Source organism: Roseovarius lutimaris (assembly GCF_900115165.1).
Lineage (GTDB): Bacteria > Pseudomonadota > Alphaproteobacteria > Rhodobacterales > Rhodobacteraceae > Roseovarius > Roseovarius lutimaris.
In genome coordinates this window covers 17,424-37,400 of record NZ_FOVP01000012.1, presented here as the reverse complement: position 1 = coordinate 37,400, position 19,977 = coordinate 17,424, and the positions used below count along the sequence as shown (strand labels likewise).

14 protein-coding genes are annotated in these 19,977 nt (G+C 59.4%); 11 read left to right on the top strand and 3 right to left on the bottom strand.

Annotated elements, in window-relative coordinates:
- The 3 genes from BMZ91_RS11595 to BMZ91_RS11585 all read left to right on the top strand — a co-directional run bounded on the left by BMZ91_RS11595 (position 1) and on the right by BMZ91_RS11585 (position 1,718).
- Positions 1-462: a DUF6915 family protein gene (locus BMZ91_RS11595; RefSeq protein WP_092838830.1), complete on the top strand. Its 462-nt coding sequence runs from the start codon at positions 1-3 to the stop codon at positions 460-462.
- A gap of 100 nt (positions 463-562) precedes the next feature.
- Positions 563-865: a hypothetical protein gene (locus BMZ91_RS11590; RefSeq protein ID WP_092838827.1), complete on the top strand. Its 303-nt coding sequence runs from the start codon at positions 563-565 to the stop codon at positions 863-865.
- A gap of 124 nt (positions 866-989) precedes the next feature.
- Complete coding sequence (locus BMZ91_RS11585) at positions 990-1,718, top strand: DUF736 family protein (protein WP_092839067.1); 729 nt, start codon at positions 990-992, stop codon at positions 1,716-1,718.
- Between the two features lie 206 nt (positions 1,719-1,924).
- Here the strand turns inward: BMZ91_RS11585 and BMZ91_RS11580 are convergent, their stop codons facing one another.
- Together BMZ91_RS11580 and BMZ91_RS11575 are read right to left on the bottom strand one after the other, a co-directional pair.
- On the bottom strand, positions 1,925-3,481 hold the full coding sequence (locus BMZ91_RS11580) for an argonaute/piwi family protein (RefSeq protein ID WP_092838824.1): 1,557 nt from the start codon (positions 3,479-3,481) through the stop codon (positions 1,925-1,927).
- The gene (locus tag BMZ91_RS11575; protein WP_092838821.1) at positions 3,478-5,427 is read right to left on the bottom strand and encodes a TIR domain-containing protein; all 1,950 of its coding nucleotides are present in this window, start codon (positions 5,425-5,427) and stop codon (positions 3,478-3,480) included. The genes BMZ91_RS11580 and BMZ91_RS11575 overlap by 4 nt, the downstream gene beginning before the upstream one ends.
- A gap of 824 nt (positions 5,428-6,251) precedes the next feature.
- Here BMZ91_RS11575 and BMZ91_RS11570 point away from each other — a divergent pair.
- From BMZ91_RS11570 to darG, 7 genes are all read left to right on the top strand, one after another.
- Positions 6,252-7,181, top strand: a complete 930-nt coding sequence (locus BMZ91_RS11570) for a DUF2493 domain-containing protein (protein ID WP_092838818.1) — start codon at positions 6,252-6,254, stop codon at positions 7,179-7,181.
- A gap of 551 nt (positions 7,182-7,732) precedes the next feature.
- The gene (locus BMZ91_RS11560) at positions 7,733-7,939 is read left to right on the top strand and encodes a hypothetical protein (protein ID WP_007120662.1); all 207 of its coding nucleotides are present in this window, start codon (positions 7,733-7,735) and stop codon (positions 7,937-7,939) included.
- A 518-nt stretch (positions 7,940-8,457) separates the two neighbouring features.
- Entirely contained in the window at positions 8,458-9,039 is a 582-nt protein-coding gene (locus BMZ91_RS11555; RefSeq protein ID WP_092838812.1) for a helix-turn-helix domain-containing protein, read from the top strand.
- Positions 9,026-11,359, top strand: a complete 2,334-nt coding sequence (locus tag BMZ91_RS11550; protein ID WP_092838809.1) for a relaxase/mobilization nuclease domain-containing protein — start codon at positions 9,026-9,028, stop codon at positions 11,357-11,359. Before BMZ91_RS11555 ends, BMZ91_RS11550 begins: the two co-directional genes overlap by 14 nt.
- Before the next feature lie 8 nt (positions 11,360-11,367).
- Positions 11,368-13,368, top strand: coding sequence for a type IV secretory system conjugative DNA transfer family protein (locus BMZ91_RS11545; RefSeq protein ID WP_092838806.1), 2,001 nt, complete (start codon positions 11,368-11,370; stop codon positions 13,366-13,368).
- Between the two features lie 255 nt (positions 13,369-13,623).
- On the top strand, positions 13,624-14,253 hold the full coding sequence (gene darT / locus BMZ91_RS11540) for a type II toxin-antitoxin system toxin DNA ADP-ribosyl transferase DarT (protein ID WP_206054332.1): 630 nt from the start codon (positions 13,624-13,626) through the stop codon (positions 14,251-14,253).
- Positions 14,253-15,335, top strand: coding sequence for a type II toxin-antitoxin system antitoxin DNA ADP-ribosyl glycohydrolase DarG (gene darG / locus BMZ91_RS11535; RefSeq protein ID WP_092838800.1), 1,083 nt, complete (start codon positions 14,253-14,255; stop codon positions 15,333-15,335). The genes darT and darG overlap by 1 nt, the downstream gene beginning before the upstream one ends.
- A gap of 234 nt (positions 15,336-15,569) precedes the next feature.
- Here the strand turns inward: darG and BMZ91_RS11530 are convergent, their stop codons facing one another.
- Positions 15,570-16,520 carry an IS481 family transposase gene (locus tag BMZ91_RS11530; protein WP_092839064.1) on the bottom strand — a complete coding sequence of 317 codons (951 nt, stop codon included), beginning with the start codon at positions 16,518-16,520 and terminating at the stop codon, positions 15,570-15,572.
- 598 nt (positions 16,521-17,118) lie between these two features.
- Between BMZ91_RS11530 and BMZ91_RS11525 the strand changes: the two genes are divergently transcribed.
- Complete coding sequence (locus BMZ91_RS11525) at positions 17,119-19,764, top strand: TrlF family AAA-like ATPase (protein WP_177193855.1); 2,646 nt, start codon at positions 17,119-17,121, stop codon at positions 19,762-19,764.
- The last annotated feature ends 213 nt before the right edge of the window (positions 19,765-19,977 follow it).

Genomic DNA, 19,977 nt, shown 5'->3' with positions numbered 1-19,977 from the left:
ATGGCCCATCCGCTTCATCATGCCGAAAGCTCGGCCCGAAAATTCGGTGGGGTGCCGTCTGATTATCAGGCCATCCACGATTGGTTCGATGCCTCGAAAGAGCATCTCGCGCTCTTCACGCACAGAGCCTTGCGTCACCATGCGCAAGGCCTGTTCGAGGTTGAACGTGTTTTTGGCCTGACCCTGACCAATAGCGCTGGTCGGGACATTCCAGTGCGCTGGATCGGCGAACAGCATATCCGCGAAGACTGCCAGGGCCGCATTCCGAGCATGGCGGACTGGCTGCGACGGATTCAACCCGAGCCATGGATGGCCAATGGCCACATCGACCGGCATGCCGGCGATGAGCCCTGCGGCGACCCAAGGGTTGCCTGGGCCTCCGAAGTCGCCGTCGGCAGAACGGTTCTTGGCCTGAAGGATTGGATGGCGGCGCGCGCGATCCAAGCCACGCAAAGTGCCTGACAGGACCCGGCTTTTTGCCAATTGAATGCCGCACGGAAGCCCGGTTGGAAGATCGGGCTTCTTGCGCCGTTTCCCCACCATTCTTCGTAAGGAGGTTCGCATGACACTCGATGAAATCAAGGCGGCCGTCGATGCCGGCCAGACCGTGCACTGGGCCAATACCGGCTACGTTGTCCACAAGGACCGGCTCGGTCAGTACCTCATCACCTTTCTGCCGAATGGCAGCTGCATCGGCCTGACCGACCGGGGCGGGCACCGGTCGAACGGAAAAGCGGCGGAGTTCTTCATCGCGCAATCGGAGGATGGCGCGGAAAACTCGGGCAGCCAATCAAGACCAGACGGGCAGGGGAGGGGCGTAGCACCCGGAGGCGCGGTGGCGCTCCCACTCGGACGGCAGCTCTGACCCGTGGGCGGGGCTGAAAGGAAAGCAGGCTTTCTGATTTGTGATCCCTGAAGGGGTCGAGAAAGCAATCCCGGATGCGCTGGCAAGAACGTCAGACACCGACCAATCTGAAAGGAACCATCCCATGTTCGCAGGAACCCTCACCCGCAATGTCGAGACCGCAGCCGCTCAGTACACCGGCATGATCCACTCGACGCGCTTTGACATCGCCATCCAGCTTGAAACTCGCCCGAAGATGTCCGCGCGCAGCCCGGATTTTGACGTGACGGCAGTTAACAAATCCGGTCGCAAGGTGCGCATCGGCACGGCCTGGAACGAGACCGGCAATACCAGCGGCAACCCCTACATCTCGATGCAGATCGATGTCGGCTTGGGCCCGTTCCGGGTCAACGCGGTGCAGACGAAAGAGGCGCGTGCGGCCCAGAGCGGCGAGTTTGAGATCATCCCGCTGGTCTCGAACGGCCTGATGAAATCCGGCTCGATCTCGGGCGAGCTGACCGCCATGGACGCCGACAACGCCTTCACCGGCTACATCGCCAACATGATGTTCGATCTGGAGTTCATGCTGATCGAGAACAGCTACAAATCCGAGGAGACCCACCCCGATTACCGGATCGAGGTCAGCTCGCCCCGGGGCACACCGATCCGCGTCGGCTCGGCGTGGATGGCCAAAAGCAGCCGCACGGGCAATGACTACCTGTCGCTGCTGATCAACACGCCTGATGGCGACCTGCGCGTCAACGCCGTGCAGAACGAAGAACAGCGCGGCGGGCAGACCTTCTCGATCATCCCGTTCATCGACAGCGGTGAGCAGCCGCAGGACGCGGGCGCGGGGCTGTCGCTGGTCGCCTAATTGGCGCGCGAGGGGGAGACGATCTGAACCCAAAGGGGAACCGTGGGATCACGGTTCCCCTTTTTCAATGTCCGTTTGCATGAAAGTAAGATCCGTTAGTGATTTGCCTGCCGCGGCCAGGTTGCGAACGGCCCGAAAACATAAGATGGCGGCAGCCCTTAGAACAGACTGCACCGCGCCCGAGCACACACCCGAAAACAGCCCCACTAAATGTAGTATTTGAATGGCTGTGGTCCGCCCTCCCGCGCGGAACCCATCACAAGGATGTCGCCGACCATCTTCGCGAATCGCACCGTTACTGGGAGCCCGTCGTTGAAGTTGCACGAGTTGTAGTTGATTTTTGTCAGTCCCATGATGTCAGAAAGAACCGTCCGCATCTCTGGCTGACGATGCTTTGAGCGCAAGATCGTCACCATAAGCGGGTTGGGTGTTTCAGGCCCGATATACGTATCCAGCTGCGGTACGTAACCGCTCGTCCAAAGGTAGGCGTTCTTCTCGTCTAAATTCAGAGCCGTTCCCCTGATCACCGGGTAGTCGCCTTCACGGAAGAGCTTCGCATCACCACCCGTTGGCCTGATCCGTACGCCAATGACATTTGTTTCCTTAGGTGCCGCGCGACAGAAGGCATGCCATTCCTCGTCGTTGAATGATGCCTGCCCATGGATAAAGAGCTCCTTCGGCGGTTCGGAGTGAAGGTCCCGATACGCTTCGATCACAGTTCCTAGAAGTTCTTCCGCAGCACTAGCATTGAGATGGTACTCGTACTTGCCAGTCTTCCAAGGGCCATTTGCGCCTCTAAACACCACGCCATCGCCTTCACTCAAAAACATCTGCGCCGCGCAACAAACGTGATTGTCGCGGTTGTTCGGAAGGTTTTTGTAGACCATCCCGATGTAGCACACCCCTTCGCGCACGTTTGAAAGCCGCCAGGGCGGGCGATCTTGGGTCTTGTAGTAAAGCCCGGTCGCGATGTTCCACGCCACTGTCGCAGCGTCTTGGGTGCCTCGCTTCGGATAGCCAGCACTGTTTAGGAACGCCGTTGGCTCGAGGGTCGACTCGCGCAGGATCTGAGAGGGTGCAATCGAGAGCAAGGTCGCTTTAATGTGCCTACGGAAATCTGGAATATCGTCAAATACATTCTCAATGCGCGGATCGAACCGTTCGTCCATGAAAAGGAACGATTGGGGTGACCTAGCACGTTGTTTCTTGGGCGTTTGTCCAGCGACCAGGGTTAGACCGGTCCGCCTCGATTCCGGACGGCAGCGTTCGTAGACTATCTCGGGCACGACGAATATCCAAACGTCGATCGATCCCTCCTCGTTGCGCCTGAACTTGTTGACGCGCTCAGTGTAGATACGAGCAACTGCATCGACGGCTTCGTGTATGTTCTGCACCCTAGTTGCGCGTTCGATGGCGTCGAAATCGACCGTCAGGGCCCTGAGCCGATTTGGATCGAACGTAACGCCGAATGTCTCTTCGAGCCCGGCGAAATCCGCGAGATGAAGACGGTCCTTCTTCTCCGTTGGCCCCGGAGGCGGCACTGGTATCCCTGAAAGTAGTCGTCGACTCCACGAGCGGAAGTGGCCGATCCCGGCCGACGTTCCGACAACCCCAATCCGAACCTCTCGAAGCTTCTTTGGCCCGTCATGAGGTCCGTATAGAAAAAGGCCATCCTTTGGGTGGTGGCTTCTTTGGTCATGGCAGAAGTCGAGTTCTGGCTCATCAAAATGATCCACGATCAAATTTGCCTCGGGAAACCTCATGTACCGTCTCCTTCGGTATCCGCATCTTCATCATCAGCTACGGGCCGCCCGAGCGTACTTTCGTCCTGCTCTTCGGCATCAGGGTCGCCCACGTCAGGAAGAGCAGTGCTGACCGGTGACGTGAACAGAATGGGCTCAGATGAAAGAAGCATGTCCTGGCCCGGAGCCAGCGAAACCCGAATATAGGCCGACTCGCTGGACATGAGCTGAAGGAATGCCAGAAGGCGTCCATGCCATTGCTTGTTGCGCCAACCCTTGCAGCCCGATCTGCGGAGACGATGCATCTTCTTCGGGTCTTCTATGCGTTCGCCCTCTTCCGTACCGTTGTCTTTTGCGAACAGAACACGCGCCTTAAGGCGGAAGTGCCAGAACGGCCAGTTCCGAGGGGTCGCCGTCACACCATAGGACCAGATATGCTTTCGGGCGATGTTGCGCAGCATTGACCGCCGCGGCTTGCCCTGCCTGCCCCAAGATACCTGTTCACCGATTTTGACCTGGGTAGGGGCAACATGGAAACCATCGCCGTTGGAATAAGCATAGTCGACCATGCCAATCCTCCTGCAGTGCCGTTCCCAGGCATCGCGCAGCAGACCCGTGAGCATGTTCGAGAGATCGCGCCCCGCGACACCGATCTCGGGCATACCCTTATCCACCGCATCCTCAACCGGCACGGATGTCCGCAGGCGCAACTTCGCCACACCTCCGAGGCTTTCCTCAACATCAGGCGGCGCTGCAAAAGTGATCACCCCTCGCTCATGTGCGACGGCGGGAAACGACAGCCCTCGCACCCGCCTTTTGAGGACGTCGCTTTGAACCGCTCCTGTCGCCTCGTAGAAGTGGAGTTCATTGGGCATTTCCAAGATCTGGATCCAATTCGAGACCAAGGACTCTGGCTCGCGCACCAGCGGAACAGCACCACGCTTTCGGAAGCTGTCCCATTGAGCTGCGACCGCGATGTTCTCACGTCGGCACGTCACACCTTGGCGGCGCAGCGTCTCGAGAAGCTTCGAAAGTCCTTCTGCCCAACCGCGCGAGAAATCGGCAGGCGTCGCATCACGGAGTCCATCAATCTTGGCCCCCTCCTCGATCCGCAGCGGGATTATCAAGCGAGCGTCGCCGAGACTTGCCACAAGCGTTTTCGCCCTGTCGATTAGATCCATAGCGTCTTCGTTGGCGCGAGTGGCAGCGCCCGCCACCGCTAGCACCTTCGCAGCGCGGTGCTCCAGTGCCACTCCAATCTCCTTGTGCCATCTGTCTCCAGGCTCGAGTGTCAGGATCTCGGAAAAAACGCGATACCCGTGCGCTTCGAGCTTTGGACCGAGCCATAGAATGAACTGATCGTGGTCGGGGCGTGCTCCGACCAGGAACAAAGTATCCCGTTGCGCTTCCGCCTCCGCCTCCACATTACTGCCGATCCCTGGCTTTGGAAGCAACGCTTGAAGTACCGAAGGAGGCTTCAAGCGGTCGTCGCGCTCATCCAGCGTCTCATTTAGCATTCGCTTCAGCGTACGCCCGCTCGCGGGGGTCCATAGCTTGGGATGAGCCTCTTCGATGTCAGGATGAGCGCGCAGCAGCGCCTCAAGATCCTCGCGCCCGAAGATGTTTCCTGGAGATCGAATGGCGGGGCCGCAAATCTCCGCGAGGTCCTGCTTCCGTTGTGGGGTCATCGCTACGGACGTCGACAGTATGTAGCGATCCGGCGCCAACTGATCGATCTTCGCTCGCTCCTTCTTCATCTCACGCTTCAAAGCTGTGATGGCAGATCTCTCGTATCTCTTGGCTTGCAGAATCGTCAGGCTTTCCGCCTCCGGCGCGTGGCGTCCATCTATTCCACCATCGGCTCCTTCGCCGAATTGCTCGAAGCGGATGCCAAGAGCACGACCGATAAGGTCGGCTGAAAGCGCCTCAAACTCAGAGGGCGATAAGGCAGAGAAGTCGATAAGCATAACGTCTATATATCGCCATTCACTCCGGCTTACACCCAAGATTTACCTCACCAACATGCCGATTTAATATCTCAACATAAAATTTAGAGCACAGGTACAAATTGGCTGTGTTTGTTTCTAAAGACCTGCAGGCGTCATTTCCGGAACGGGCTGTCGCGATCACGTCGTTGAAGCGACAACTAATGTGTCGCCTCGAAAGTCGGCTTTCCGCCCGCGTCGCATGCTGTGATAGGATTTCGTATAGCTGGCAGCGGAGTCGCCTACAGGTCGAGCTTGTTTAGGCCTTGCGGCCTCCCCTGCTCGGCTTCGCGTGTCACAGGGGAGAACGGCCCTACGGTCCGTCGCGCATTCGGCCATGCGGCCTCACCGCGGCGCAGCACCCGGCATCCCGGTTTGCCCGCCTCGCGAGCACGTCCCTCCCCGGCCGCGCCGCCGGATTGCGCTCTGGTCTGTTTTGGCCCGAGGCCAAAACGATCCCGCCGCTTCATCCGTCTCCCGCGTCCGGTCGGGCCGTTTGCCTGCTCGTGTCGGGCAAACCTACCGTCAAAACACACACACATGAGTGCGGAAGCATATCCTCCGGATGGCCCCCAAATCAGCCCGCGTCAAGGATCGCAAAACTTTTCGGCGAGGGAGGCGCCATTGGAGCTGGGCGTTCCCGTGCGTGAGCGCGCGCATGTGTCGGGTGCCGCGCTCGGAAAACTTTTGCACCCGGCAAGCCGGCGGCTGCGCCGTCCCTGACCCGGGCAGATTCGGAAACCAGGCATTCGGCCATGCCCCCACACTCACGTGGTGGCCTTGCAACTGAATACTGGAGACCAGTCATGGCTTACGACAATGCGAACACCTACGAGACCATCGAGCTTTTCGGACTGACCGAGAAGGACGCGCAGCTGCCGATCCCCGAGGATCACATCCTGACCGACCACATCATCCGCGAAAGCTTCGAGGCTTTGCTCGGGCAGCTGCGCGGGACCGGGCTTGAAGCAGAGATCGAACCGCTGGCCCATGGGCTCGCCACGATCCTGCAGCGGCGCAAGGTGGCGCTTGGCAAGGAGGTCGACCGCACCGCCGACAAGATCGGCGCGCTGGCAAAAGCTCACGACGGATCGGAGATCGCCGAGACCGCCATTGAGGAGGCGCAGGCGCGCTTTCTGCAGCTGCGCGAGATCGTCGGCGCCATCGAGGTGATGAGCGAGGCGGCAGCGGAATGCTACGAGGTCGAGACGGGCCACGCCTTCATCCCGGCAGCCGGGTCGCGCGCAAGCGTCCGGGCGCAAGAAACCGGGGCGGTCTTCGAGGCGCGGCAGCTCCTCGAGCAGCACGACCGCGAAACCGCCGCGAAGTCGAAAGTCGAGGGGGTTCCCCTGATCGTCTCAGGCGCCACCGACTGGACCGATGTCGATGTGATCTTCAACACGCTCGACAAGGTTCGCGAACGGATCAAGCAGAACCGCAACCAGGAGATCTTCCTCTGCCACAAGGGTGGCAAGCACGGGGCGGAGATGATTGCGGCCCGGTGGGCCCGGGCACGCGGGATCGCGCAGGCGCGCTTCGATCCGCGCTGGTCCGCGCACGGGCGGGCGGCACCGTTCAAGTGCAACGACGAAATGCTGGAGGACAAGTTCGCGGCGACGGGGGTTGTCCTCTTCGGCGGCAACGGGGTCGCGCTGAACCTCGGGCAGAAGGCGGAAGCGAAAGGCCTGACGGTCATGCGGGTTGCGGACCCGGCGAAGAAGACTGCGCAGGAGTGAAGAGAGGGGGTCGCGCTTGGCGCGGCCCTTTCGTCATGTCTCATGTCTCATGGCGCGTGCGGTCGGTCACGCGTGATCGGCAGCTCGCGGCGACCAGTACCGTTATCCCTCTACCCGGTCCGTCAGAGTGCGGCCCATCCGCATCGGTACGGGCTGGGGATGGTGCGCACCTCACGCACATCGTCAGCAGGGCAAGACGCGAGGGATCGAGACGTCGCACTTGAGGCTGAAGACCTGCGCGTTCCTCGGGTAGTGTTTCGGAACATCGCATCCACGCGGGCGGGCTCCGTCAGCACCCCGGCCAGGCTCGGCGGGACGCGAACGCGGACGCGGATAGTGGCGGCTGCGTGATGGCAGGGGTCATCCGGATAACTCCTTTTTGCTCATAGATGTGGATCGCACGGGGTCGGCCCGTCCGTGCCCTCAGCTCACGCTTCGGCAAGCACAAATACGGCTTCCACGGCTGGCCGCGGACCCTCCGCATTTGCGCTTGCGACCGGGCCTCTTGCCCCCGTGCCGGGTGATCCCCATCGCAACAAGGAGATACCCAAATGACCAACCACTACGTCGCCACCGTCCCCGTCAAGTTCACCGACACCGATGGCCAGGAGCGCACCCGTTTTCAGCGCGTGGGCGCGATGTTCCGCAACACCCGCAACGGGGACGGCTCGGAGTTCTTCAGCCTCAAGCTCGACTTCCCGGTCGCGGTCTCGGAGCTGGTGATGTTCCCGCCGAGCGCGAAGGATCCCCAGGACTGAATCCTCTGACGAGGATGGGCCGCCCCGGGACGATCTTGGGGCGGCCCGATCTCTGTTCCAGGGATGCCGGTCCCTGCGCGTTCAACGGACGCACTCCGCCCGGAATGATCAGGCCGCGACAGACCGGCCAGTCAGCCTCAAGGGGGCCATCCACAAAAACCTATCGGCCAGGGCCTCCCGGTTTTTGCGGCAGAGATTTGGGGGCCCAAATCTGGCCCTCCTTGACCCTGCCTGTCCGCCCTGTCGGTGGGGTTTGCGCCCGCCCGCGGTTCCGTCCGAACACATGCGTGTTCGGCCAGACCCTCGGGCGGGGCTGGCGGACGGGACCCCAAGGACAGGTGGGTCGCCCGGTGGTGAGGGCGGCAGAGCCGCGTCCCTGCGGGCCGCGGCGTGAAGCGGACACCAAGGCTGCCTGAGACTGAATGCGACGTAAGTATATCATTGACAGCTCGATATATTATCGTAATGTAGGGGCAGCCTTGGTGGAAGGTGGCAGGAAATAGGGGGTCTTTCTTCGCATGTCGCGCTCAAAACGTCTCACAGATGCGGACCGCATGGAGATCGTTCGCGAAGCTGCGGAAGGCGTTTCCACTTCAGTGCTGGCGGAACGGTTTGGCGTGTCGGTGCGGGCGATCCAGTACACGCTCAAAGCCGATGCCGAGCGCCAGACGGATGCCGCGATCCCGGTCTCAGCGGTCAGTGTGAAGGTCACGGCTGCGGAGTTGGCGGCGCTCGACGAGGTGCTGGCGAAGGCGGGGATCGAGAGCCGGGCCGAGGGGCTGCGGCGGCTCATTCAGGCTGCAGGCGGGGTGTTCGTTCCCGACGCGCAGATGGCAGCAGAGATGGCGCGCTACCGCGCCTCTCTGCACGAGGTCGGTAATGGGGTCGCGCAGATCGCCAAGCAGATGACGCAGGCCAATCGGCAAGGGCAGGGGGCCGGCTCGGAGTTCACCGAATTGCGCCTTGCCCAGATGCGCGGGCTGGCGCGGTTCATCCTGGATTCTGCTGACGAGATCGATCTGCTCCTGCGCCGCCGTCGGGACGCGATGCAGCTGCAGGCCACGGCCGCGCTGAGGGAGTTTGCCCATGCGGCTGAATGATGCCGTCCATGCCGTCACGGGCGAGGTTTTTCGGGATGGCTGGAGCCGCGTTCGGGGCTCAATGCAGGGGCTGCATGTCGCCAAGCAGAAACAGCTCATACGCGCGGCTGCAGGGCACAGGCCAGCCGTCTTCAAGGCGATCCGGGGCGGGGGCACGCATACCAAATCGCAGCTCGCAAACCAGCTCGACTACCTCACAACCAAGTCCACCCATATCGTGGACAGTAGCGGGTTCCTGGATGGCAAGTCCAAGCTCGAGGCGGGTGACATCAAGGATCTGACCGAGCGATTTGCCAAACGGTGGGATGCGGGCTTCAAACCCAAGCTCGGGCAGACCACCCACATGCTCATGTCCTTCCCCATCGGCACGCGCGGCGAGGATGTGCGCGACATCGCGACCGATGTGGCCGAGCGGTTCTTCCAGACCGACGAGGGGCATTTCGATTATATCATCGCGGTGCATGAGGACCGCGATCACCCCCATGCGCATCTGGTGCTGAACCGCCGCTCGCAGGAAGGCGAGTTCTTCTTCCTCGGCCGCAATCACCGCTTCAACTATGACGACTTCCGCCTCGCGATGGTCGAGGAGGCCGAGAAGTATGGCGTGCGCCTGGAAGCCACGCGCCGGGTGGATCGCGGCGTGGTACATTACCCAGCCCGCACCAGCGAGGTTTATGCGGCGAAAGAAGAGGGTCGCGCGCCCCGCGAGCGGGAACGTGTGGGGGCCGACTTGACCCGGACGCTGGCGGAGATCGCCAACACCAGAACCGTCTACCATTCGCTTGCCGCAGAGGCCTCCCGGGAGGCCCGAGAGGATATTGCGGCGGCCCTCTTCCGCGCGGGCGAGGTGCTGGCGCATGGCGGACAGGTGGACCGAACAGGAGATGTGTATATGGCCGAGGATCAGAGTTTCGAGGATCTGAGAAGCCTCTATGCGGAGAAGCTCGCGCGGGTGCAGGGCATGATCGCAGAGAAGTCTGACGCGGAACGTCCCGTGCTGGAAAAACGCCTCATCGAGATCCAGACGCAGGTCCAGCACATGCAGCCTCTCGGTTTGCGATCAGGCTCGCTGTCAGAGGCCCCCTCGGAGGGCGGGATCTATTCCGAAGCCAATATCGACGCCAGCCAGCGCGAGCGACTGGCCGAGCCCGACCTGAGATCGCGGATTGACGCGGCACTACGGGGCACCGGGATCAGCACATCGGAAGTGGTGGCCCGGATCGAGACCGGGGCCTCGAGCGCCGCGCTGGAGCATCAATGGATCGCAGATGATCTCTCCAAGGTGGCCGAGGCGCGCGATCTGAACCTTGAACGCCGCGCCGATCTGGAACAGGCGCGCGACATTCTCAACGATGTGCATGTCGAACTTGGCACGCTCTTGGAACGGGAAAACGTGCTGCGCCGGGATGGTGTCATGGAAGCGGAACCGGTCAGCGAGCGGTTCCATTATCACCGGGACGCGGTCCGGGCGATGGAAGGGACAATCCGTCAGGAGATGCGCGCAGACGGCCTGACAGCGCAGCAGATCGAGGATCGGGACTGGGAGGTTGTCTCGCGGGCGGAGCGCCGGATCGAGACGGAGCAGCGCGCGTATCTCGAGGCACACCCGGACCTGCTCGCACGTCCCGGCGATGTGATCGACCGGTCTGAACCCTACAGGGAGACCATCACCGATGCGGCCCGCGCCAGCGAGATCACCCGCGAGGTCGACCGCATCATGGAGGGACGCGACGTCCGCACGCCCGTTGCAGATGCTGTCACGGATGACTTGCGCGCGCGCTATCCGGACATGCCGTCCCACCTCGCCCGCGGGCTTGGCGCGACCTACGCGGCCGTCGCCCGGATACGCGACACGGAGGTCATCAATCAGGTCCGCCGCGAAACCGAGATGCGCGACGGGCTTGGGTCTGGCACGCGCGACGACATCCTCGCAGCCCGCGATGTAACTGCGCCGCAGTCTGACCGTACCGACCGCCTCGCAGATGAGATTGCGCGTGTCCTGGACCATGAGCGGGCAGGGGAGTTGTCCGCGCCCTTCGAGACCGAGGCGGAGCGGGACGCATTTCGCGACGAGATCGCGCGGGTGCTGGATGACCGCCAATTGGGCCGGCTCACATCCGGCGATGCGGATGCGCTGGAAAAGGTTCTCGAGGACCGCCTCGACCGGCTCTATGTCGCCAAGGTCTACCTGCAATCCGATGCCGGGACGGCCAACACGGAGGCCTTGCGCCAGGTGGTCGATGATCTCGCCGATGCCGAATACGAAAAACACCGCGCGACAGACGTGGATGGCGAGACCGAGCGGGGTCAGGTCCATTGAGCGCCTCCATGGGAAAAGCACGGATCGCAACAGGGGTCTTGCTGGTAACGCTGGTGACCGGGGCCATGGGCTATACCATCGCCTCGGCGGTGCTGACCTACCAGGATCTCGGCTTCGGGGCCGATATCGATTTTGCCTACATCGCGCAGAACTACATGGCGATCCTCGACCGCCGCCCGGAGGACGCCCAACTTATTCACCTGATCATCGGCAGCTTCGCCGCTGCCGGCCTGATGCTGGGCCTCGCCCTCTCGGGGTCCGCCCTGACACGCTTTGGCCAGACCCATTGGCAGAGTGCGCGCGAGATGAAGGCCAATGGGTTCTTTGGGGCGCCCGGGACCGGGTTCATCCTCGGCAAACTGGGGCCGCCGAGCTCCCGCGCCAACTACATCTGCTCGAAGGTCTTCCCCCACGCGCTGATCGTGGCCCCCACGGGCCGCGGCAAGACCACGGGCTTTGTCATCCCGAACCTGCTGACCTGGCAAGGCTCCGCCGTGACGCTCGATGTGAAGGGCGAATGCTTCGAGGCAACGGCCCGGCACCGCGCAGCCCAAGGCGACAAGGTCTATCGCTTTGCCCCCACCGATTGGGAGGGCAAGCGCACACATCGTTACAACCCGCTCCTGCGCATCTATCAACTGAAAGATCCCGCGCGCCAGCAGATGGAATTGCAGCTCCTGGCGACGCTCTTCCTGCAAAGCGACAACGACCGGGTGCAGGGCCTTCTGAAGGGCGGGATCGATCTCTTTGTGGCGGCAGGCCTGTTGGCGTTCCAGCGCAAGCGCCCGACTCTGGGCGAGATTTATCGCATCGCGGCCTCGGGAGGGAACAAGCAGAAGGAATACTTCGCGCGCGGCCACGAGGTGGATAACAGGGCCGCCAAGTTGATCTTCACGCGGTTGGCCTCGACCAACAACGATACGCTGACCTCTTATGTCTCGCTCCTGATGACCTCGGGGCTGGACCAATGGCAGAACCCGGCCATCGATGAGGCGACGGCGGTGTCGGACTTTGATTTCCGCACGATCCGGAAAAAGCCCTTCTCGGTCTATCTCGTCGTCCAGCCCCTCATGGTGAAACCCTTGGCACCGCTGATCCGGCTCTTCTTCTCCGATCTCCTCTCCGCCATGCAGGAAAAGGACCCTGGGCCGGATGAGCCTTGGCCGGTGATGATCATGCTCGACGAGTTCAACCGCCTCGGCAAGATGCCTATCGTGGTCGAGAGCATCGAGACCCTGCGCACCTATCGTGGTCACCTTGCCGTGGTCACACAAACCATTCCCGCCCTCGATGAAATCTACGGAGAGAACACCCGCCGCGCGCTGCAGGGCAATGCCGGCGTAAAGCTCTACCTGACGCCTTCGGATGAAAAAACCGTCGAAGAGCTGAGCAAGGCGGTTGGCAAGACCACGAAGACCGTCATCACGCGATCCCAGTCCATCGGCAAGAACCCCTTCGAGGGCCGCAGCCAATCCACCCGGACCGAAGAAAGCTCTCTCCTGCCCGAGGATGAGGCGCGCCGCCTACCGCTCGACGAGATCGTCATGGTCATCGATGCCCAGATGCCGGTCCGCGCGAAGCGGATCCAATATTTTGACGATCGGCTGTTCAAGGCGATCCACGCGGCGCAATCAGGCGAGTTGCCGTTTCCGAAGCCGGGGGGAGGTGGGTCGCAAGGCACGCTGCCGCTGAGTGTGCGCGCCATGCCGATGGCGCCGCCGCCGGACGGGCCAAGTGGACCCGAGGCCGATGTAGACGTAGCAGGCCAACCTACTGATGCTGAACATTCAGGGCAATCTGATGTTGTTCCAAAGAAGACGGCGCCCGTCGTTCAAGCCGTCATCGCCGAGGAACAGCGTCAGATGGAGATGGATTTTGGCAGCCAGGTCGTGGATGCCGAAGCTGCGAGCGTCGTTGATGAGGCGCAAATGCGCTCTGCTGTCGATGGCTTGGATGAAATGGAAGCGATGCTGCGAGAGAACGGTGGTCAAAAGCTGGTTGCTCGATAGGGTGGCGGACATCGCCTGCTTGTCGGGGAGGACGGATTCCGGACATTTGCAAAGGGTGCGAAAAGGTTCAACGCCATAAGCAGGTGCGGACATTCGGGGCTGGCCGTCGCCAATGGTTGGCGTTCGTGCGAAGACCGAATGGCAAGTGTTTTGCGAACCAGTCAATCGGCTATGTGCTCGACGGCGCTGGCCACCATATAACATCTTGAGGGAAGTTGGCCCAAACTGTATCCATATCGAGACATGGCAAACAACTTGACCGCCGAAAAAGCTCTGATCTTCAGGATTACGCACATCAACAATGTGCCGTGGATCCTCAGGCATGGGCTTCATTGCAAGAATTCCGGAGTGCAAGACCCCAATTTCGTGCGAATTGGGAACCTCGAATTAATTCAGCGTCGGACTGCACGGAATGTACCTGTTGCACCGGGCGGATCGCTATCAGATTACATTCCGTTCTATTTCACGCCATTTTCGATGATGATGTACAACATCAAGACTGGCTACGGAGGAATTCGCCAGTTCCCGAACACGGAGATTGTGATCATGGCGTCCTCACTTCGAGGGCTCGAGGATCGAGGCGTAGCAACGGTGTTTTCAGATCGCCACGCATACCTCCAGACTGCGCAATTCTTCACCTCGCTCGACGACCTCGACAAGGTCGACTGGGGCATCCTGCAGCGTAGAGACTTCAAACGCGACGTCGATGATCCCGAAAAGACGGATCGCTACCAGGCCGAGGCGCTCGTGCACAGGCACTTGCCAGTGGAGCACCTTGCAGGCATAGTCTGCCTGAGCGAGAACGAAAAAGGAACACTTGAACAGCAACGGGAGGAGGTTGGGCTCGATCTCAAGATCGTGGCGCGACCAGGCTGGTATTTCTGATGGTAACTTACACGCAAGGCAATCTTCTGGAAGCTGACGTTGACGCGGTGGTGAACACCGTGAACACGGTCGGAATCATGGGCAAAGGAATTGCCCTCATGTTCAAGGAGCAATTCCCACGAAACTTCGAAGCTTATGCGCGCGCCTGCGATGCAGGCGAAGTGCGTACTGGCAAAATGTTTGTTACCGAGAACAAGGAGCTCTTTGGGCCGCGCTGGATCATCAATTTCCCGACAAAGACCCATTGGCGAGTGAAAACTAAGATTGAATGGGTCGAGGATGGATTGAAGGACCTTGTCCGAGTAATTCGTGAGAAGGGAATTAATTCAATTGCGATCCCTCCACTTGGCTGTGGTAATGGTGGCCTTGACTGGCGCGATGTGCGTCCTCTTATCGAGTCGGCATTGGCGGAACTTGAAGGGGTCAATGCCATCGTCTACGAGCCGACTTCCAAGTATCAGAATGTCGCCAAGCGCACTGGTGTTGAGAAGCTCACCCCGGCACGCGCACTGGTGGCTGAGATGGTACGTCGGTACTCACTCCTTGGGATTGAATGCTCGATTCTTGAGGTGCAGAAATTGGGATGGTTTCTCGAGCGCGGCGTGAAACGGTTCGGGGGTTCGGACGCACTCAAGTTCAGGTTCCAAGCAAACAAGTACGGACCTTATTCGCATAACCTGACGAAGCTTCTCGACAGTCTCGATGGAAGTTATCTCCGGTGCGACAAGCGCCTTGCAGATGCCGATCCCTTGGATCTCATTTGGTTCAACGACGCAAAGTATGATCGAGTGCAAACCTATCTGAACTCGGGTGAAGGGAAGCAGTTCTCAAGCGTACTGGAATGGGCTTCGGCCACCATCGATGGCTTTGAGTCGCCTCTCGGCATGGAACTTCTGGCGACTGTCGACTGGATGATGCAGCACGACGATATCGAACCGACTGTTGAGGGAGTGATGGAAGGTCTTAAGGACTGGGCTGGCGGGGAAGTCGCTGGACAGCGCAAATTGAAGATCTTCGATCGCCGGTTGGTCGCCATCGCTTTGGGCCAACTTCAGACATCGAACAGGCTGCCTGCCTGTTAATCTTTGAGTTCGTGGGCGGGAAGCACACATGCGGCGATGCCGCGTTGCTTCCGCAGCATCGTTACAACGCGGACATTCGTGGGAGCATCAAATCAACAAACCAATAAAGGAGAGCATTCATGGCACTTAAACCAGGACCGAAGCCGATAGCAAAATCAACCGGGAAACCGGATCAGCGACGCCGTGACAACAAAACCACACCAGGGAACACACCGTCCCTCAAACCTAGCAAATCTAGGTGTTCAGTCCCGGCATCTGGTGGATCGGATTTAAGATGAATCTGTCTGGCTCAGATGTCCAGATCTTGCAGATGTATTCGTAGGGCGTGAGCCCGCTGAGGGTCTTGAGTCTGCGTGCGAAGTTGTAGGCTGCCATGAAGTCCGCCAGGTGGGTGCGGAGCTGATTATGGTCGTCGTAGTGGAAACGTTTCACGGTCGCGTCCTTGATCGTTCGGTTCATCCGCTCGACCTGGCCATTCGTCCAAGGATGCTTCACCTTTGTCAGCCTGTGCCCGATTGCATGCTCGCGGCACACGCGGTCAAAGATATGTTCGAAGGCACTTGTATCGCAGCTTCGGTTTGTAAACTGGATGCCGTTATCGGTCAGCACCGTGTGCAGCCTGTAAGGAACAGTAGCAATCAGGTCACGCAAGAACTGGGCGGCGGCCATCTTCCCTGCCTTTTGAACGAGTTGGGTCACGGCGAACTTGCTCGTCCGGTCAATGCCAACGAACATGTAGAGCTTGCCTTCAGCGGTCTGCACCTCTGCGATGTCGATATGGAAATAGCCAATGGGATAGCGTTTGAAGCGCTGCCGTTTTGGCTTGTCGCCTTCAACATCCGGCAAGCGTGAGATCCCATGCCTTTGCAGGCAACGGTGCAAGGCCGACCGCGTCAGACTCGGGATCGTCGGTTGCAGCGCATAGAGGCAGTCGTCCAGCGGCAGTAATGTGTGCCGCCTGAAGGCGACGATCATCGCCTCCTCACACTCAGACAACACCGTGGACCGTGGCTCACGAGGGCCAGTCTTGAGGTCTTCGACCGTCGTCCGTTTCCGCCACTTGGCAACCGTTTTCGGGTTGATACCCAATTCCTGGCTCAACGCTGCGAGCGAAGCTTGCGATCGCTGTATCGCTGCTCTGACAGCGTGCGTGGTCGTGGCGCTCCCGTGACGAACTTGGCCCATAATGCTTCCTTCCATTCCTGAGAAAGGATCGCACCATCAAACCATGGGATCAAACACCTAGCAAGCCCCCGCAAAAAATGAAAGAGGGTTCTCGTTAATTCGCCCTTCTAACCTCGCAGGCCGATCACTTCCACGTAGGATGGCGGGTCTCGGGACGGAAAGGCCGGTTAATTCTGACTAAGTCTGAACCTTAACGGTCGCAGCCGTTTGGGCATAAGACCGCAAAGCGCTGAGAGCAGTCCCGCGCGTCTGGCGCAGCATCGCGCCAAACTCTGAAACGCAGGGCGGAAAGCGGCCTCATGGCGCCGCGGCATTGCAGCCGCAGCCTAACCGTGAGACCAGCCATTCAGATTGATGGCCGCTGGCAACGGATTCATGACCACCTAACGGGTATAACGTCGACTTCCCCTAAGGGCCTGCAACACAATTGCAGCGACCGCTCGGACGTAGTCGCGCTTGCACCCTACGGCAAGTCACACTGCCGCCGCCCGCGCGCCGTTCTGGCCAACCGCGGGCCAGTCAGCGCCTAACTTTACAGAGACCCGCATTGCGTGGTCTCATTGGGAAGAAAAACTAATTGATCACAGGGATGTAGCGAATGAGTGAGGCACTTCAGAAACTCTTCGAGCATGGCACGAAGTGGGTAAGGGCAGATTTCCACCTGCACACTCGAGCGGATAAGGAATTTCGTTATGACGGCGACGCTGACCGTTTCGTCGCCAGCTATGTCGAGGCGCTTGAAGCTAACGGAACACGCCTTGCCGTCATCACCAACCACAACAAATTTGACTTGGAAGAATTCAAGGCTCTGCGCAAGAGGGCGCGCAAATTCGGTATCGGTGTGCTCCCCGGCGTGGAACTATCCGTCAAGGACGGTGCAAACGGCGTTCACACACTCGTGGTATTTTCCGAAGCTTGGTTGGCCGATGGTCAGGATTACATCAACCAATTTCTTGGCGTAGCGTTTGCTGGGAAGGTTCCCGCGCAATACGAGCAGGAAAACGGACGTAGCAATGATGACCTGATCGAGACGCTCAGAAAACTGGAATCCTACAACCGCGACTTCTTCATTATCTTCGCGCATGTCGAGGCCAATAGTGGCCTGTGGAAGGAGTTAAGCGGCGGGCGAATGGGCGAACTTGCCGCTGAGCCGCTCATTCAAAAATATGCCCTTGGCTTCCAGAAGGTCCGCACCCATGACAAGCAGGATGGCGTTTGCCGCACGAAGGTCAAGGGCTGGTGGGGCGATCACTATCCAGCCGAAGTGGAAGGCTCTGATGCAAAAGAAATTTCTGAAATCGGCAAAGGTAAGAAGGTTTATCTGAAGCTTGGCGATGTTGGTTTCGATGCGGTGAAATTTGCCCTGACGGATCATGCTTTCCGCGTTGCGCCGGATATACCGTCCATAGGCCATTCCCACATCAACGCCGTTCGCTTTGAAGGCGGGTTGCTGGATGGTAGGCGTGTTACCTTCTCTCCGCATCTGAATTGTCTGATTGGCATTCAGGGCAGCGGAAAATCTTCTATCCTGGAAAGCGTGCGCTACGCACTTGATATCCCCTTTGGCGAAAAGGCACAGGACAAGGAATATAAGGATAAGCTCCTGCCCCATGTTCTGAAAAGCGGCGGCAAGGTAATTGTCGAAGCGACCGATCGGCATGGCGGTCGCTATGAGGTAAGGCGCATCTGGGGGCATTTGCCAGATGTTTATGTCGATGGCGTGCTGCGCCCCGGTGTCTCCATTAAGGAGACGATCATCGCCAAGCCGCTTTACTTCGGGCAGAAGGACCTCTCCGCTGCTGGAAAGGGCTTCGGGCACGATCTTGTCGAAAAGCTCATGGGCGATAGCCTAAAGGGTGTGCGGCAAAAGATCGAGGAACGCGCGGGCGAACTAAAGTCGGCTATAGAGAGCTTCAATTCTGTCCGCGGCGATGCGGAGGACAAGCAAGCGCTGGAAGATGAACTCAAGGATGTTGAATTCAACCTGGAGCAATTCGACAAGCATGGCATCAAGGACAAGCTTGAAAAGCAATTGGCCTATAGCGAGGACCTGACCTACTGTCAGGGTATTGACGAGACGGCTGCGGCCTGGCGCAAGACGATTGATGATGCTGCAACCCAGGCCGAAGAAGATTTCAAGCTGATAGAAGTTCATGCCTCCGATCAAAATGCTGATTTCTTCACGCGCTACGCAGCCAAGGTGGAAGAGCTAAAAGGCACGGTTGCGACAGCCAAGGCTCTTGCTGCCACCATCAAGACCAAGTCCGGCGATCTGGATGAACTGCGCCAAGAGCTTGAAGGCGTGCGCGACGGCCTAAAGGAAGAATTTGCCGAGACCGAGCGGGAACTGGTCAAAGCGTTGGACGAACAGGGCGTTACCTCGATCCAGCCGGATGCCTATATCAAGCTTACGCAGCGCAAGCAGGAGCTTGAAGCTGAAATCGCCGAGCTGGCCAAGCGGACGGGAAAGGAAAAAACAAGGCTCGAAGCCGTCCTGATCGCCATGACATCGCTGAATGATGCCTGGCACGATGAATTCAAGTTAATCGCGGCGGCGCTGAAAATCATCAACGAATCGCAAGGATCATTGAGAGTAAATGCAGCGTTCAAGGGAGACCGCAACGCCTTCACGACCCATATCGACGGGTTACTTCGAGGCAATAATCTTCGCAGGGAATATTATAATGCACTTGCAGAGGCTTACTCCGATTTTGGCGAGATTTTCAAAGACCTCGAAAAGGCTTGTGCTCACGCGAAGGGAAAAAGCGAGGACTTCAAAAAGCTCTTCATAGCAAATCTCTACGCACTCATCTCTTATCAGGTGCCCAACAGCTATGCGGTGACGTATCACGGCAAAGCACTTCTGTCGCATTCTCTTGGTCAGCGCGCCTCCGCGATGATGCTCTTCCTGCTTAGCCAGAAGGGGAATGATCTTCTGCTCATCGACCAGCCGGAAGATGATCTTGATAGCCAGACCGTCTACGAGGAGGTGGTCAAGCTGCTTCGGCGGATCAAGCCAAACCAGCAATTCATCTTCGCGACACATAACGCGAATTTTCCGGTGCTTGGCGATGCCGAGACCATCACCACATGCAGCGCCAGCGATGATGACATCGCCATATCGGTTGGCAATATCGACGATAAGTCCTGTCAGTCCAACGTCATTTCCATCATGGAGGGCGGCCCGGAGGCATTTGAGCGCCGCAAGACAATCTATCAAATCTGGAAAGCCCGTGCCGTCTGACCATATCTAAAAGAACACGAAACGCTTCACCACTCTACTCTCGGCTACATTCGCCTCCGGTTTTTGCTGCACTCGGCTGTGAGCGGCCACTTCGGAGGCCCGAATGCAGCGCTGGCACACTTGGCTTTCCCGACTACGCTGCACACCGCCATAGATGATCGGTTCGGTGTAGCCGCAGCACAGCGAAAGTGAACTCGGTGAACGGCCGGCCGT